The organism is Candidatus Thiodictyon syntrophicum (genome assembly GCF_002813775.1).
Lineage (GTDB): Bacteria > Pseudomonadota > Gammaproteobacteria > Chromatiales > Chromatiaceae > Thiodictyon > Thiodictyon syntrophicum.
In genome coordinates, this window is sequence record NZ_CP020371.1 from 25,898 (window position 1) to 40,392 (window position 14,495).

Annotated in this window: 12 protein-coding genes; all 12 read left to right on the forward strand. The window is 65.3% G+C overall.

Translation table 11 applies throughout. The features are described from left to right. Positions 1-22 precede the first annotated feature (22 nt). The 12 genes from THSYN_RS29435 to THSYN_RS29485 all read left to right on the forward strand — a co-directional run bounded on the left by THSYN_RS29435 (position 23) and on the right by THSYN_RS29485 (position 14,491). Positions 23-643, forward strand: a complete 621-nt coding sequence (locus tag THSYN_RS29435; RefSeq protein ID WP_100922955.1) for an IS607 family transposase — start codon at positions 23-25, stop codon at positions 641-643. Then, positions 640-1,839, forward strand: a complete 1,200-nt coding sequence (locus tag THSYN_RS29440; protein ID WP_100922677.1) for an RNA-guided endonuclease InsQ/TnpB family protein — start codon at positions 640-642, stop codon at positions 1,837-1,839. Before THSYN_RS29435 ends, THSYN_RS29440 begins: the two co-directional genes overlap by 4 nt. Before the next feature lie 147 nt (positions 1,840-1,986). Beyond that, a complete protein-coding gene (locus tag THSYN_RS29445; protein WP_100922678.1) occupies positions 1,987-4,074 on the forward strand; it encodes a protein-disulfide reductase DsbD family protein in 2,088 nt (695 codons plus the stop codon). A 41-nt stretch (positions 4,075-4,115) separates the two neighbouring features. Further along, positions 4,116-4,763: a thioredoxin family protein gene (locus tag THSYN_RS29450; RefSeq protein WP_418219958.1), complete on the forward strand. Its 648-nt coding sequence runs from the start codon at positions 4,116-4,118 to the stop codon at positions 4,761-4,763. A gap of 70 nt (positions 4,764-4,833) precedes the next feature. Continuing rightward, entirely contained in the window at positions 4,834-4,986 is a 153-nt protein-coding gene (locus THSYN_RS34470) for a PIN domain-containing protein (protein ID WP_157818023.1), read from the forward strand. Between the two features lie 93 nt (positions 4,987-5,079). Next, on the forward strand, positions 5,080-7,269 hold the full coding sequence (locus THSYN_RS36405) for an ATP-binding protein (RefSeq protein ID WP_100922679.1): 2,190 nt from the start codon (positions 5,080-5,082) through the stop codon (positions 7,267-7,269). Between the two features lie 3 nt (positions 7,270-7,272). Next, positions 7,273-7,731 (forward strand): response regulator, encoded by a 459-nt coding sequence (locus THSYN_RS29460; protein WP_100922680.1) that lies wholly within the window; start codon positions 7,273-7,275, stop codon positions 7,729-7,731. Further along, the gene (locus tag THSYN_RS29465) at positions 7,728-10,232 is read left to right on the forward strand and encodes a hybrid sensor histidine kinase/response regulator (protein WP_100922681.1); all 2,505 of its coding nucleotides are present in this window, start codon (positions 7,728-7,730) and stop codon (positions 10,230-10,232) included. The genes THSYN_RS29460 and THSYN_RS29465 overlap by 4 nt, the downstream gene beginning before the upstream one ends. Before the next feature lie 547 nt (positions 10,233-10,779). Beyond that, positions 10,780-12,150: a replication initiation protein gene (locus tag THSYN_RS29470; RefSeq protein WP_100922682.1), complete on the forward strand. Its 1,371-nt coding sequence runs from the start codon at positions 10,780-10,782 to the stop codon at positions 12,148-12,150. A 229-nt stretch (positions 12,151-12,379) separates the two neighbouring features. Continuing rightward, positions 12,380-12,694, forward strand: a complete 315-nt coding sequence (locus THSYN_RS29475; RefSeq protein ID WP_100922683.1) for a hypothetical protein — start codon at positions 12,380-12,382, stop codon at positions 12,692-12,694. A 111-nt stretch (positions 12,695-12,805) separates the two neighbouring features. After that, a complete protein-coding gene (locus THSYN_RS29480) occupies positions 12,806-13,462 on the forward strand; it encodes a cobalamin B12-binding domain-containing protein (protein ID WP_172965401.1) in 657 nt (218 codons plus the stop codon). A 12-nt stretch (positions 13,463-13,474) separates the two neighbouring features. Beyond that, entirely contained in the window at positions 13,475-14,491 is a 1,017-nt protein-coding gene (locus THSYN_RS29485; RefSeq protein ID WP_100922684.1) for a uroporphyrinogen decarboxylase family protein, read from the forward strand. The last annotated feature ends 4 nt before the right edge of the window (positions 14,492-14,495 follow it).

The window sequence follows — 14,495 nt, forward strand, 5'->3', positions numbered from 1 at the left end:
TTTTGCCAAACATGAGCAAAAAGTGTACAAAGTAAGGATAGGCGAGGCGGCGAAAGCTCTTGGGGTTTCGCCCGCGACCGTGCGCCGCTGGGAGACCAGTGGCAAGATCACGGCCGAGCGCACCCCCGGCGGACAGCGCCGCTACGACCTGTCGGCGCTGCTGCCCGACAAGTTCAGCCTCGATTCGCCAACGCGACGCACCGTCGCCTATGCCCGTGTTTCGTCGCATGATCAATCCGCAGACCTTGAACGCCAAAAGCAAGTTCTTGAACTGTACTGTGCGAAACAAGGATGGACGTTCGGTGTCGTTGCCGACCTGGGTTCCGGCATGAACTATCACAAGAAGGGCCTGAAGCAGTTGCTGCGTGACATGATTGCGGGCGACATCGGACGCCTCGTGATTACTCATAAGGATCGCCTGCTACGCTTCGGCGCTGAATTGGTCTTTGCCATCTGTGAGGCTAAACAAGTAGAGGTTGTCATTCTCAACCAAGGCCAGGACACCACATTTGAGGAGGATCTAGCGACCGACGTGCTTGAAATCATCACTGTCTTTTCCGCCCGCTTATATGGCAGTCGTTCGCACAAGAATAAAAAGCTGTTCGATGACATCAAACAGGCCGTATCGGATTCGCAACCATGATCCTGTCGCACAAGATCGCCCTCGACCCTAACAACACCCAGCGCACCTACTTTGCAAAGGCGGCAGGAACCGCGCGCTTTGCCTACAATTGGGCACTGGCCGAGTGGCAGGTGCAGTACCAGGCCCATCTTCTTAACCCGCTGTTAGCTCAACCCAACGAAGGCGCCTTGCGCAGACAGCTCAACGAGATCAAGCGCGAGCAATTTCCCTGGATGCTCGAAGTTACCAAGTGCGCCCCGCAACAAGCCATCATGCAGTTGGGCACGGCCTTCAAGAACTTCTTTGCCGGTCACGCCAAGCACCCGTGTTTCCACAAGAAAGGTCTTAACGATAGCTTCGCCTTGGATAATGGGCAATTCGTCCTCGACGGTTCGCGTATCCGCCTCCCCTATCTGGGCTGGGTGCGGATACGCGAGACGTTGCGTTTCCCCGGCAAAGTTCTGTCGGCAACGATTTCTCGCACAGCTGACCGCTGGTTTGTCGCCGTCGTCATGGACACCGATCAGACCCTCATCCGTCCCGCCGAAAACCAAGGCGTGGTGGGTGTGGATCTCGGTGTCACGACCCTGGCGACCCTTTCCAACGGTGAGCAAGTCATCGGCCCCAAGGCCCACAAGGCGGAATTGAAACGCATGGAGCGGCTCAACCGAAGCCTCTCGCGCAAGGTGAAATTCTCTCGCAACTGGCGCAAAGCCAAAGCCAAGCTGGCACGCCTTCATGCGCGCATCGCCAACGTGCGCCAGGACGCGATGCACAAACTCACCTCCGATCTGGCGCGGCGCTTCCATACCATCGGTATCGAAGACCTGAATGTCAGTGGCATGGTGCAAAATCGGCACCTGGCGCGCGCCGTCTCGGACATGAGCTTTTTTGAGTTCCGGCGTCAGTTGGAATACAAAACCGCCATGCGTGGCGGTGTCGTAATGCTGGCCGACCGCTGGTATCCCAGCAGCAAAACATGCTCGGGATGCGGGCACAAAATCGATTCTCTGCCGATGTCCGTGCGGCACTGGGACTGCGCGGCCTGTGGTTCTCACCACGACCGGGACCTGAATGCGGCGATTAACCTCGCCAAGTACGCCGCGAGTTCCGCGGTGTCTGCTTGTGGAGGGGAAGGCGCTGGCGCGGGCCGCAAGGTCCGCGTGAAACCGGCCCCCGTGAAGCAGGAAGTCAACTTTATTCATGTTTGCGCATGAATTTGTAAGTTTGATAGAACGGGAATCATCTTGGCGATGGGTCGGACATTAATGCACCTGTTCAGACCAAGGGCGCCTGGTGGCGCCGTGCTCCGCTCGGTCCGGCGTGACGCCTTGCGTTGCGGCTGCTCGCTGGCCGCATGGGCAATGGCCTGGCCAGCCCTGCTGCTCGCGCCGCTGCTGGCCTGGGGCAACCCGGTCAGCACTGAGAATGTGACCGCAGACTTGCTGGCGGAGCACAATCCCGCGGTGCCCGGGCAGCCCCTGGAACTGCTGCTGTCCCTGACCATCCGGCCCGGCTGGCACACCTATTGGCGCAACCCGGGGGATTCCGGCGAGGCCCCGCGGATCGACTGGACGCTGCCGCCGGGGGTCAGCGCCGGGGCGCTCCAGTTCCCGGCCCCCGCGCTGATCCGGGTCGGTCCGCTGGCCAACTTCGGCTACTCGGGCCGCGCCCTGCACCCGGTGCGCCTCTCGATCCCGGCGCACTGGCCGGTCGGGGAACCGATCCCGGTGCGGGCACACGCCCACTGGCTGGTGTGCGAGGAGCACTGTGTCCCGGAGTCCGCGGTCCTGGAACTGACCCTGAACACCGCCGCCGCGGCCGGTCCGAGCGACCCGCCAGCACGGGAGGCCTTCGCACAGGCGCGCGCCGGACTCCCCGCGGGGACGCGCGGCGGTGCGACCCTGACGCCGACCCCGGGCGGGCTGCGGCTGTCGCTGCCGCGCGCCGGGCTGGGCGAGGCGCCGACCGCCGTGCGCTTCTTTCCCTGGTCCTGGGGGCTGATCGAGCCCGCGGCGGAGCAGCCCTGGCGGTTGACCGCGGACCGGCTGGAAATCGACCTGACCCCGGGCGAGACGGCCGGCACGGCGGACCCCGGCGGACTCCTGACGCTGACTGGGGCCGGCGGGGCCATCCGCTCCTTCGAGGTGGACGCGACGCGGCCCCTGCCGACCCAGACGCCCCCTGGGATCACCGCGCCGAGCGCGCCGGCCCTGGGCCTGCCGCTCGCCTTGGGGCTTGCCTTCCTGGGCGGACTGATCTTGAACCTGATGCCCTGCGTCTTCCCGGTGCTGGCCATCAAGGCCTTAAGTCTGGCGGGGCAGGGGGGGTTGAGCGCCCGGGAGCGCGGCGCCCATGGGCTCGCCTACACGGCCGGGGTCTTGGTCTTCTTCGCCGCGCTGACCGCGGTCCTGCTCGCCGTGCGGGCGGGGGGTACCGCCATCGGCTGGGGCTTCCAGCTCCAGTACCCGCCCTTCGTGGCCATCATGGCCTATGTCTTTCTGGTGTTGGGTCTGTCGCTCGCGGGTGCCGTGACCCTGGGCGGCCGGCTGATGGGCCTGGCCGGGGGTGAGGTGGGGGGCGGGATCGCGGGCGCCTTCGGGACCGGCGCCCTGGCGGCCCTGGTGGCGGCGCCCTGTACCGCGCCCTTCATGGGCGCCGCTTTGGGCTATGCGCTGACCCTGGCCTGGCCACTGGCGCTGGCCATCCTGCTCGCCTTGGGGCTCGGACTGGCCGCCCCCTTCCTGGCCCTCTCGCTCACCCCGGGCCTGGCCCGCCGACTGCCGCGGCCGGGGGCCTGGATGGAGCACCTGAAACAGCTCCTGGCCTTTCCCATGTTCGCCACCGCCGCCTGGTTGCTCTGGGTGTTGAGTGTGCAGACCGGGCCGGCGGGCCTGGCCCTGGTGCTCGCCGGGATGCTGGCCGCGAGCTTCGGGCTCTGGGCGCGCGAGCGTACCGCCATGGCCGGGCGCAGTTGGCGGCGGGCCGGGGAGGGGGCGGCCCTTGCCGGGTTGGCAATGGCCCTGTGGCTCGGTTTCGCGACCGCGGACTCCATGGCACCGCAGCAGTCGGGCGCTGCGGCGGCGCCCCAGGCGGGACTGGCGGCGCAGCCCTATGCGCCCGAGCGCCTCGCCCAGGCCCGGGCCCAGGGACGGCCGGTGTTCGTCAACATGACCGCCGCCTGGTGCATCACCTGTCTGGTCAACGAGCGGGTGGCGCTGAGTGCAGCGGGCGTCGCCGCCGCCTTCCGGGCCGCGGATCTGCTCTATCTGAAGGGCGACTGGACCGGCCGCGACCCGCAGATCGGCGACTATCTGGCCGGTTTCGGACGCACCGGGGTGCCGCTCTATGTCTACTATCCCGCGGGCGGCGAGCCGCGGGTGCTGCCCCAGATCCTGACCCCCGCCATCGTCTTCGCGGCCCTGGGGAGCGCCGACGGCGCCCCCAGATAGACCCCAGCCGATCGATCCCCATCAAGTCCCAGGAGAGTCCCATGCCCCACACTGACCAACCCGTACGCAAGCCCCGCCCCCTGGTGCCGGTGATGCTCGCCCTGCTCGGGGCACTCGTAACCTGGGGGCTCGCCTGGGGTGCCCCCCAGGCACCCCAGGTCGGGCAGCCGGCGCCGCCCTTTGCCATCGCGGACACGGCCGGCAAGACCTGGAACCTGGCCGATCTGAAGGGCAAGACGGTCATCCTGGAATGGACCAACGACGGCTGTCCTTACGTGCGCAAGCACTATGGGGGCGGCAACATGCAGGCGCTCCAGCGCGAGGCGACCGCGGCCGGCAAGGTGTGGCTCACGGTGATCTCCTCGGCCCCGGGCAACCAGGGCCATGTGACGGCGGCCGCGGCGGACCAGTTGACGGCCGAGCGCAAGGCGGCACCGAGCGCCGTGCTCCTCGACCCCACGGGGACCATGGGCCGGACCTACGGGGCCAAGACCACCCCGCATCTCTTTGTCATCGACCCGGCCGGCACCCTGGTCTACATGGGCGCCATCGACGACCGCCCGAGTTCCGATCCGGCCGACATCCCCGGCGCCCGCAACTACGTCCGGGCGGCGCTCACGGACCTTGACGCCGGCCGGCCCCTGGCCAATGCGGTGACCCGGCCTTATGGGTGCTCGGTCAAGTATTGAGCGGTAACCTTCGCTGCGCAACGAGACGCGGGAGACCTTGGCCCGCGCCGCCAAGACTGCACGCTGAGCCATGCGCGTCGTGCTGGATACCAAGGGCCTGGTCAGCGCCTTGTTGGTTGAATCCTCGCCCCCGGCCCACCTCATCACCCATTGGAAGCAGGGACGATTCACGCTGTTGACGGCGGCCCCGCAGATTGACGAACTGATGCGGATTACCTCGTGATTCAACCAGCAGGATGCGGCAACCAAAAAGGCCGACGGAAACGCCGTGCGCCAGAACGGTTAAACTGACGGGAACCGCCGACCGGACCCCCCCATGACCGTCCCCGAGCCCGAGACCCGACCGACCCTGCCGCTGACCGTTTTTCTGGTCACCGCGGCCTTGTTGCTGCTGGTCGCACTGGCCGTCTTCCATGGCCTGCGCGCCGAGCGCCAGGCCAGCGTCGAGGCCGCCTTGCAGGCGGTGGCCGAGCTGAAGATCGGCCAGCTCCATACCTGGTTGGGTGAGCGCACCGTGGACGTCGCCTTGTTCGGGTCGGACTCGCAATTGGCGAGCGATTTCGATCGCTGGTTGAGCCAGCACGGACAGGATGATGCGGCACTGGCGGAGATTCAGGCGCGTCTCGCCGCAATGAAACGCAATGTGGGCTATGACACGATTGCGCTCTTCGATGCCGCGGGCAATGAACGCATTCGTAGCGAAGGGATTGCCTCCCAGGCGGAATTCGGGCCGCAGGCCAGCGCGGCAATGCGGCAGGACCAACCCCAACTGGTTGACTTTCACCGGCAGCCGGGTCAACCGATCCGCATCGGCATGGTCGGACCCATCAAACGCATCGCGGCACAGGGCACCGAAATCGTCGGCGCCGTCTATCTGGGCGCGCCCGCACAGCGGCAAGTCTTCCCGTTGCTGTTGCACTGGCCGCTGCCCTCCCAGACCGGCGAGACCGTGTTGGCCAGACCCGAGGGCGAGAGCATCCTGAACATCGTCACGCGCAAGGCGCCGCCGATGACCATCCGGGTCCCGATCGAGCAGCCGGGACTGCTCTCGGCCCGCGCTCTGCTTGGCGAGTCCGGCATCCAGCGCGGCTCCCGCGACTATGCCGGCGACCCGGTACTCGGCTACGCCGCCCGGGTCCCGGGGACACCCTGGGTCCTGGTCGCCAAGCAGGACACACGCGAGGTCGATGCCCCGCTGCGGCAATGGGCGCTGTGGGTGGTGCTGGTCACGTTGTTGCTCTTGGGCGGAACGGGTGGGGTGAACTGGTTCTGGTGGCGCGCCAAGTCGAGTCACTGGCGCACGCGCATCCTCCAACAGGAGTTGGATCAGGCCTTGGCGACCCAGCAGGCCACCGCGGCCCTGTTCGCCAGCGAGGAGGTCAATCGCGTCACCTTCGAGCAGGCCGCCATCGGGATCGCCCATGTCGGCGTCGATGGGCGCTGGCTGCGTGTCAACCACAAGCTGTGCGAGATCCTCGGCTACCCCATCGCGGAATTGCCGCGCATCGCCCTCCAGGACATCGAGCATCCGGACGACCTTGAGTCCGATACCGCGGCGATGCACAAGCTCCTGGCGGGGGAGCGGCCGGTCGATTCGGTGGAGCGGCGCTATGTCCGCAAGGATCGCTCGCTGGTCTGGATCAACCGGACCATCTCGCTGGTGCGGGGCACCGACGGCGAGGCGCTGCATTTCATCTTTCTGGTCGAGGACATCGCGGTGCGCAAGCAGTTGGAGGCGGAACGCAGTGCCTATCGGATTCGCCTTGAAGCCGACGTGGCATGCCGGACCCAGGAGCTGGAAACCGCCAACGCGGACCTGGAGAGTTTCAGCTACTCGGTCTCGCACGACCTGCGCGCGCCGCTGCGCGCCATCGACGGTTTCAGCGCCATCCTGCGCGAAGACTATGCGCCCCAACTGGATGCAGAAGGGCTGCGTCTGTTCGGCGTGGTCAGCGACAACGCCCGCAAGATGGCCCAATTGATCGACGACATCCTGGCCCTGTCCCGTGCCGGGCGGATGGACCTGGAACTGGCGCAGCTGGATATGAATGGCCTGGTCGACGCGGTCTGGGCCGGGCTGGCGCAGCAGCGTGCCGGGCGGCCGGTCGAGTTCCATCGGGCCGACCTGCCGTCGGTCTGTGCCGATCGGCGCGCCTTGGAGCAAATCTGGCAGAATCTGCTCGACAACGCCCTGAAGTTCAGCTGCCACCGCGACCCGGCGCGCATCGAGGTCAGCGCGGAACGCCAGAATGACCTGATCTGGTTTGAGGTCAAGGACAACGGGGCGGGCTTCAATGCGGACTACCGGGGCAAGCTGTTCGGCCTGTTCCAGCGGCTCCACGGTATGGACGAATTCGCCGGCACCGGCGTCGGCCTGGCCATCGTCAAGCGCTTCGTCCAAAAACACGGCGGACAGGTGGCGGCCGAGGGTGCCGTCAATGTCGGGGCCAGGTTCCGCTTTGGGCTTCCGGTCAGACCGGATCAGGCCCTGTCCGGGAAGGAGTGAATCATGAACATGACCGATTCGGTGGTCGATATCCTGCTGGTGGAGGACAACCCCAACGATGCTGAGCTGGCGCTGCGTGCACTGAAGAAACACAACCTGGCCAACCGGGTCATCTGGGTCAAGGACGGCGAGGCCGCACTGGATTATCTGTTCCATCGCGGCCAATACGCGGGGCCGAATGGCCTGCCACGCGTGGTTCTGCTCGATCTGCGCCTGCCCAAGGTCGACGGCATCGAGGTGCTGACGCAGATCCGCGCCAACCCGCAGACCCACGATCTGCCGGTGGTCGTGCTCACCTCGTCGAAGGAGGAGCGCGACCTGGTCTCCACCTACAAGCTCGGGGTGAACAGCTTCGTCGCGAAGCCGGTCGCGTTCGACGAGTTCGCCCGGGTGGTGGCCGATCTCGGTATGTACTGGGTGCTGATCAATCGCGTGCCGCCCGATATCCGATTGCCGTCGTGAACGGCCCATTGCGCGTCCTGCTGCTGGAAGACAATCCGGCCGATGCTGAGCTCAACGAGCGCAGTCTGCGCAAGGCCGGGATCGACTTCGAGTCGCGACGGGTCGAGCACGAGGCGGACTTCGTCGCGACGCTGGAGACCTTCCGCCCGGACCTGGTCCTGGCGGACTATCACCTGCCGGACTTCGACGGCGGGCGTGCACTGGCCCTGGTCCGGGCGCGGGACCCCGAGCTGCCGTTTATCTTCGTCAGCGGCGCCATGGGTGAGGACCTGGCGGTGGCGGCCCTGCACCAGGGTGCCAGCGACTATCTGCTGAAGGATCGGCTCTCCCGCTTGCCGGCGGCGGTCACGCGGGCCCTGGCGGATGCCGAACAAAAGGCCAATCTGCGTAACTCGGAACAGTCACTGCGCGCGAGTGAAGAGTGCTATCGGATGGCGACGCAGAGCATGCACGACGCCTTTATCCTTATGGACGACGAGGGCCGCGTCATCGAATGGAACCCGGCCGCCGAGCGGATGTTCGGCTACACGCGAGAGGAAATCCTCGGCCGTAACCTACACGAGACCCTGGTACCGCAGCGCTTTCGCGGCGCCTATCGACACGCCTGGCCGCGTTTTCGTCAGACCGGTGAGGGTGAGGCCATCGGCCGCACCCTCGAGTTGGTGGCGCTGCGCCGGGACGGTCAGGAGTTTCCCATCGAGCTGTCGCTGTCCTCCATGGACGTGAACGGCCACCGGCAGGCGGTGGGACTGATCCGCGACATCGGCGAGCGCAAACGGCTGGAGGCGGATCTCGAAGGCTATCGGCAGCACCTCGAACAAGTGGTCGCGCAGCGCACCGCAGAATTGGTGGAGGCCCGCGACCAGGCCGAGGCGGCCACGCGTGCCAAGAGTGCCTTCCTGGCCAATATGAGCCACGAGATCCGCACCCCCATCAACGCCATCGTCGGCCTGACCTATCTGTTGCGCAAGCGGCTCACCGACCCGCAGTCCATCGCACAACTGGCCAAGGTCGGTGAGGCAAGTCAGCACCTCCTGTGCATCATCAACGACATTCTGGACCTGTCCAAGATCGAGGCCGAGCAACTGAGCCTGGAGGAGATCCCGTTCGTCCTGGCTGAGGTGGTCGATCATACACTCGGTATCCTGGGTGAACGGGCGCTCGCCAAGGGCCTGACGATCGAGCGGGACATCGACTCCGCGGTCCCTGCGGCGGTGCGCGGTGACCCCCTGCGCCTGGGACAGATCTTGCTGAACTTCATTGGCAATGCCATCAAGTTCGCCGAGCGGGGTCGGGTCCAGGTGCGTATCCGGGTGGCGGAGGATCAGGGGGAGACCCTGCTGCTGCGTCTGGAGGTGGAGGATCAGGGGATCGGACTGACGGCGGATCAACAGGCGCGGTTGTTCGAGGCGTTCGCCCAGGCCGACGACTCGACCACCCGACGCTTCGGCGGTACGGGTTTGGGGCTGATCATCTGCCGCCGCCTGGCGAATCTGATGGGTGGTGGCGTGGGCGTGACGAGTATCCCGGGCCAGGGCAGCACCTTCTGGTCGACGGCCCGGCTGACCCGGGTCGCGGTGCCGGAGGCCGCGCCGGCGTGCGCCGGGATGGGGCCAGGGGCGGAGCCCCCGGAGTTGATCCTGGCGCGCGATTACCGGGGTATGCGCCTGCTCCTGGCGGAGGACGACCCGGTCAATCAGGAGGTGGCGTGCGAGATCTTGAGCGGCCTGGGTCTGGTCGTGGACTTGGTCGCAACGGGTCACGAGGCGGTCGAGCGCGCCCTGGCGAGGGAGTACGCGCTGGTGCTGATGGACGTGCAAATGCCGGAGATGGACGGGTTGGAGGCGACCCGCCGCATCCGCGCGCAGCCGGGACATGCCCACTTGCCTATTTTGGCCATGACCGCCAATGCCTTTGCAGAGGACCGGCAGCGCTGCCTGGACGCCGGCATGGACGACCACATCGGCAAACCGGTGGAACCCGAACAGCTCTATGCGGTCCTGTTGCGCTGGCTGCCGCGACCTGCCGCGCCGGGACTGGCCGACGTGACCGCACCGGCTGCGCAGTCCGACGAAGTGACTTTACGACAAACCTTAGACGGCATCGCCGGAATCGACCTGGAGGTCGGGTTGCGCTACGCGCGCGGCAAACTGACGAGTTACGTGCGATTCTTGACCCTGTTCGCGCAGGGCCACGCCGACGACCTGGTTGCACTGCGTCGGCACCTGGCGATCGGTGCGCTCGACGAGGCGCAGCGGTTGGCGCACGCCCTAAAAGGCGCCGCCGCTACCCTCGGGGCCTTGGCCGTGTGCCTGCGGGCGCAGGAGCTTGAAACGGCCCTCGGTGCACGGGCGCCGCGGGCCGACATCGAGGCGCGCATCGCTGCCTTGGACGCCGATCTCGCCCCCCTGCTGGTAACCCTTGCGCGGTTCAGGCACGCGCCGCCGCCCACGGTGCCCGTACCGTGCGAGCCCGATCAGGTCCGGGAGCCCCTGGCCTGACTGGAGTTGCGCTGTGTTCAAGCGAAACATGCGAGGCAGTCTCCGGGGACCTGAGTAGTTACGAAAAAAAACAACAACAGACGGAACTGACTACCTGCGGCCGAACGGTCGGAGATTTGGGCCTTGTTGTTGACATATGTTCTTTAACAACAGTTAAGATGTTCCATAAGTCAATGTTAAATATATTAAAAATTGCTCGAAAAGTCGAAGATTTGGGGTCGAACGGTCGAAGATTTGGGGAATTGAGCGTAAGACATTGTTTACAAAGGATCTGAAAGGTCGGAAATTTGGGCAGCAACGGCTTTGAAGCTTTTTTGTTTAGATAACTAACGGAAATTATATTAGAAAAATATCACCTGCCGATCTCTAAAGGTCGGAGATTTGGGCGAACAGTCGAAGTTTTGGGGCGTAAAGGTCGAAGATTTGGGTCAGCGGTCGAAGATTTGGGGGCGGGGTGGGGTTCAACCCGACTCCACTAGAGTTGACGATCGCTTCCTTAGGAGATCAAAGGTCGGAGATTTGGGGGGTCGGGTCGAAAAATAGCTGTTTGCCGTCGACCTTCTGGGATACCCTTCAGGCAAGCTGGACGACCGACGACCGACGACCGACGATGCGCGATCTCGCTACCAACACCGAGCAACTCCTCAAGCCCACCGCGACCATCCATGTGGGCAACAGGCTCTCGTTGATCGAACGGAAAGTATTCAACGCGATCATCTGGCATTCGCAGAAAAACCGCTTTACGAGAAACTCGAACAGTATGTCGGTGGGACTCTTGATGTCGCTCATCGGCCTCGAGCGAAGTAAGAATATGGATGTCATTAAGGACGCGTTAGAGAAGCTGACCACCAACCCGATCATCTGGAATACGCTCAAGAAGGATCGCACGACTGACTGGGGTATCTGCACCTTTCTTGCCGGGGCCGAGCTGTCCGGGGGTCAACTGCGCTATGTTCTTAATCCACTTCTAGTCGAGAAGGTCAAGAATCCGACATTGTTCGCAAAGATCCAGCTTTTGGTGCAAACACAATTCTCGAGCAAGTACTCGCTTGCGCTGTATGAATTTCTACTGGACGAGGTGTGCCGCGCCGGAAGCCCCAAGACGCACAGGGTGCAGGTACCGCTCGACACCGTGCGGTATGTGCTTCAGTTCGACGGGATCTACAAGCACCTCAATAACGACGTTCTCAAACCCTGTGTGCTCGAAATCAATAAGAACTCTGATATATCGGTAGGCTATCAGGGAATAAAAAAAGGTCGCGCGGTTGCGGATCTGTTGTTTATGGTGGAGCGGACGGCGATGCAGATGCCGCTTGCCGGTCTGATGGTGTTGGAGGGGGCGGCGGAAAGTACGATCGAGGACCCGCGTCCGCCGGATCTTCTCGTGGCGACGCTGGTCGAAAAGGGCGTGGCCGAAAGCAAGGCGCGAATGCTTGTGGAAACCTATGATGAAGAGCGGATACGCGAGAATTGCGCACACGTCGAACGGGAGCACGAGGCGGGCAAGGTCAAGAACCTTTGCGCCTATCTAATCCGGGCGATCGAGGAGGATTACCGTCCCAAGAAACCTCAAAATGAGGCGGCGCAGGCTTGCGGCCGCGAACGACGGCAGCAGGCACCCGATGAGCTGGCCAGCGAGTGGAACCGGTACCGGGAGCGGCGGGTGCGTGAGCGTTTCCTTGAATTAGAACCGCAAGATCAGGAAGCACATCGCACCGCGTTCGTCGAGCGACTAGGGGACCTCAATCCCCTCATCCACAAATATTACAAAAAAGAAGGGTTCAAGAGCCGTATGGTAGAAGCACAGTTCTTTGTCGACTTGCGCGAACAACTCCTTGCGAGCCCAGAGGAACTCAGTTGCGATGCCTACCAGGAGTGGCGGCGCAGCAGCGAGGTACGTTCGCGGGAGCGTTTATAACCGATGATGGGAACTCGACTTTGGTCATTTTTGCAGTTGGGCGACGGCCCCGCGCGTGACGCCACGGCGGTGCCGAAGCCTGTGCTGAGCAGGGGGTTGCGGCGGCCGATCGTCGCGGCCAGCCGGTACCCGCCAGTGGCCGTGGCGCGCGAGGACAGGCAGGGGAAGGCAGGCGGACCATCAATAGTGTCTGTTCCGAAGTCGACCAAGACACCGGACGTACCCACGGATGCCCCACCTGGGGGTCGAGACCCAACGCCAGTGGGCCGCCAAGGCCATCGCCCGCACCACGCCGGCGTTGCTGGCGCTGTTTTCCATCGTCTGCTTGATGGTGCATCGGCTGCGTGAGCACTGGGCGTCCTTGCCGCGCTCGACCGCTTGGTACCTCAAGCCGCAGGCCACCTCTTCCGATTGCCTGGCGCTGGTGCGCCGCACCATCTGGGCCGAGGGCAATGACGTCAACTCGCTTGCGGATCAGGATCAGGTGGTAATTTCCCGCCCCGCTTGGGAGGGCGTGCTCGCGCAACTGGCCGCGACCGCCTGAGCGGCGTCGCGCGGCGTGAACGTGCCTGGCAAGAAGCCTTGCATCTGCTACCATTGATGCCACTGATCGCGGCGGCCCCGGTCGCGATTCCTCACCGCCGAGACCGTGCCGATGGCCGACAACCGCCCCGAGGAGACCATGCGCCGACTGGTGATGGCGCTGCTCGACGGTGATCAGGCCGAGGCGGTCGGCGCGGCGCTGGCGTTGCGCGCGGCGGGTATCGACAACGGCCGCATCATCGCGGATGGCATCGAGGCTGCCATGGGGCACCTGAACGCGAAGTGTACGCTGCAGCAGTTCAATCTGCTCGAGATCATGCTGTGCGGGCGCGCCGTGACCGCGGTGATGAAGGCGCTGTTCCCGGCGGAGGCGCCGTTGGTGCCGACGCAGGGCACCGTCGTGCTCGCCGCGCTGGAAGGGGACGTCCATGACCTCGGCAAGAACATCGTCCGGATGATCCTGACCGTCGAGGGCTACCGCGTCGTGGACTGCGGCAAGGACTGCCTGCTGGACCACGTCATCGAGACAGTCGGTCGGGAGGACGCGATCATGGTCGGCATCAGCGGCCTGATCTCCACCGTGGTCCCGCAGGTGCGCCGGGTGCGGGGCATGCTCGATACCGCGGGGCTCTCCGCGGTGCAAGTGATGACCGGCGGCGCGGCGCTGAAGCAGGTCTCCGCGGCCAGCCTGAACGTCGATTTCGTCGCCCAGACCGCCTTCGACGGCCTGCATTATCTGCGGGCGGCCGCACCCGGCGTCGGTCGCTGAGGGATGCAGGCCATGAACAGCCTCGAGCGCATCGCTGCCGCCGCCGCGTTCGGCACCCCGGACCGGGTCCCGGTGGTGGCCCAGGTGTTTGGTCACGCCGGGGTGCTCGCGGGGGTGGCCGTCGGCGACTACGTGCGCGACGGGGCGCTGCTCGCCCGCTGCCAACTGGCGGCGCTCGCCCACTACGGCTACGATGCGGTATTCGCGCTGATGGACGTGACCGTCGAGGCCGAGGCGCTGGGCGCGCGCCTGCGCTGGCCGGCGGAGCGCTATCCCAGCATCGAGACCTACCCGCTCAGGCCCGACCGACTCGATTTCGCGCGGCTCGCGACGCCGGACCCCGCGCACGCGGGGCGTATGCCGGAGCTGTTGCAGGCGGCACGCCTGCTGCGCGACGCGGTCGGCGACGAGGTGCTGGTCGTCGGCTGCGTGCTCGGGCCGATGACCCTGGCATCGCAGTTGCTTGGGTTCGAGGCGGCCATTTATCTCGCGATCGACGAACCGGAGCAGTTCGGCCGGCTGCTCGACTTTGCGACCGAGGTCGCGATGCGCTTCGGCGTCGCCCAAATCCAGGCCGGCGTCCACCTGCCGCTGGTATTCGACCCGTCCGCGTCACCGGAACTGCTGCCACCGCAGTTCTACCGCGAGTTCCTGCTGCCGCGCCTGGCCCGCCTCTTCGGTGCCTTCAAGGCCGCGGGCGCGCCGCTCAATTGGTTGCACACGGCGGGCGCGGCGGAGTCGATCCTGCCCTTTTATCCGTTGGTGGGCGTGGATATCGCCAATATCGACTACGCGGTTGACCCCGAGCGCGCGCTGCGCGCGTTGCCGCACACCTGCCTGGACGGCAACCTGAAGCCGCTCGCGTTCGTCTGCGACACCCCGGCCGACATCGCCGGCGCCTCGGCCCGGTTGTTGGACCTGTTCGCCGCGCGCGGCGGGTTCATCCTGTCGTCGGGGTGCGAGATCCCCCCCGAGGCCCGACCCGAGAACATCACGGCGATGGTCATGGCCGCGCGCCGCGTGGGCTGACACG

What these genes read in the sequence shown, in the direction of transcription:
- THSYN_RS29440 (WP_100922677.1), top strand. Translation starts at nt 640, where the DNA reads ATGATCCTGTCGCACAAGATCGCCCTCGACCCTAACAACACCCAGCGC.
- THSYN_RS29445 (WP_100922678.1), top strand. Translation starts at nt 1,987, where the DNA reads ATGGCCTGGCCAGCCCTGCTGCTCGCGCCGCTGCTGGCCTGGGGCAAC.
- THSYN_RS29450 (WP_418219958.1), top strand. Translation starts at nt 4,116, where the DNA reads ATGCCCCACACTGACCAACCCGTACGCAAGCCCCGCCCCCTGGTGCCG.
- THSYN_RS34470 (WP_157818023.1), top strand. Translation starts at nt 4,834, where the DNA reads ATGCGCGTCGTGCTGGATACCAAGGGCCTGGTCAGCGCCTTGTTGGTT.
- THSYN_RS36405 (WP_100922679.1), top strand. Translation starts at nt 5,080, where the DNA reads ATGACCGTCCCCGAGCCCGAGACCCGACCGACCCTGCCGCTGACCGTT.
- THSYN_RS29460 (WP_100922680.1), top strand. Translation starts at nt 7,273, where the DNA reads ATGAACATGACCGATTCGGTGGTCGATATCCTGCTGGTGGAGGACAAC.
- THSYN_RS29475 (WP_100922683.1), top strand. Translation starts at nt 12,380, where the DNA reads ATGCCCCACCTGGGGGTCGAGACCCAACGCCAGTGGGCCGCCAAGGCC.
- THSYN_RS29480 (WP_172965401.1), top strand. Translation starts at nt 12,806, where the DNA reads ATGGCCGACAACCGCCCCGAGGAGACCATGCGCCGACTGGTGATGGCG.
- THSYN_RS29485 (WP_100922684.1), top strand. Translation starts at nt 13,475, where the DNA reads ATGAACAGCCTCGAGCGCATCGCTGCCGCCGCCGCGTTCGGCACCCCG.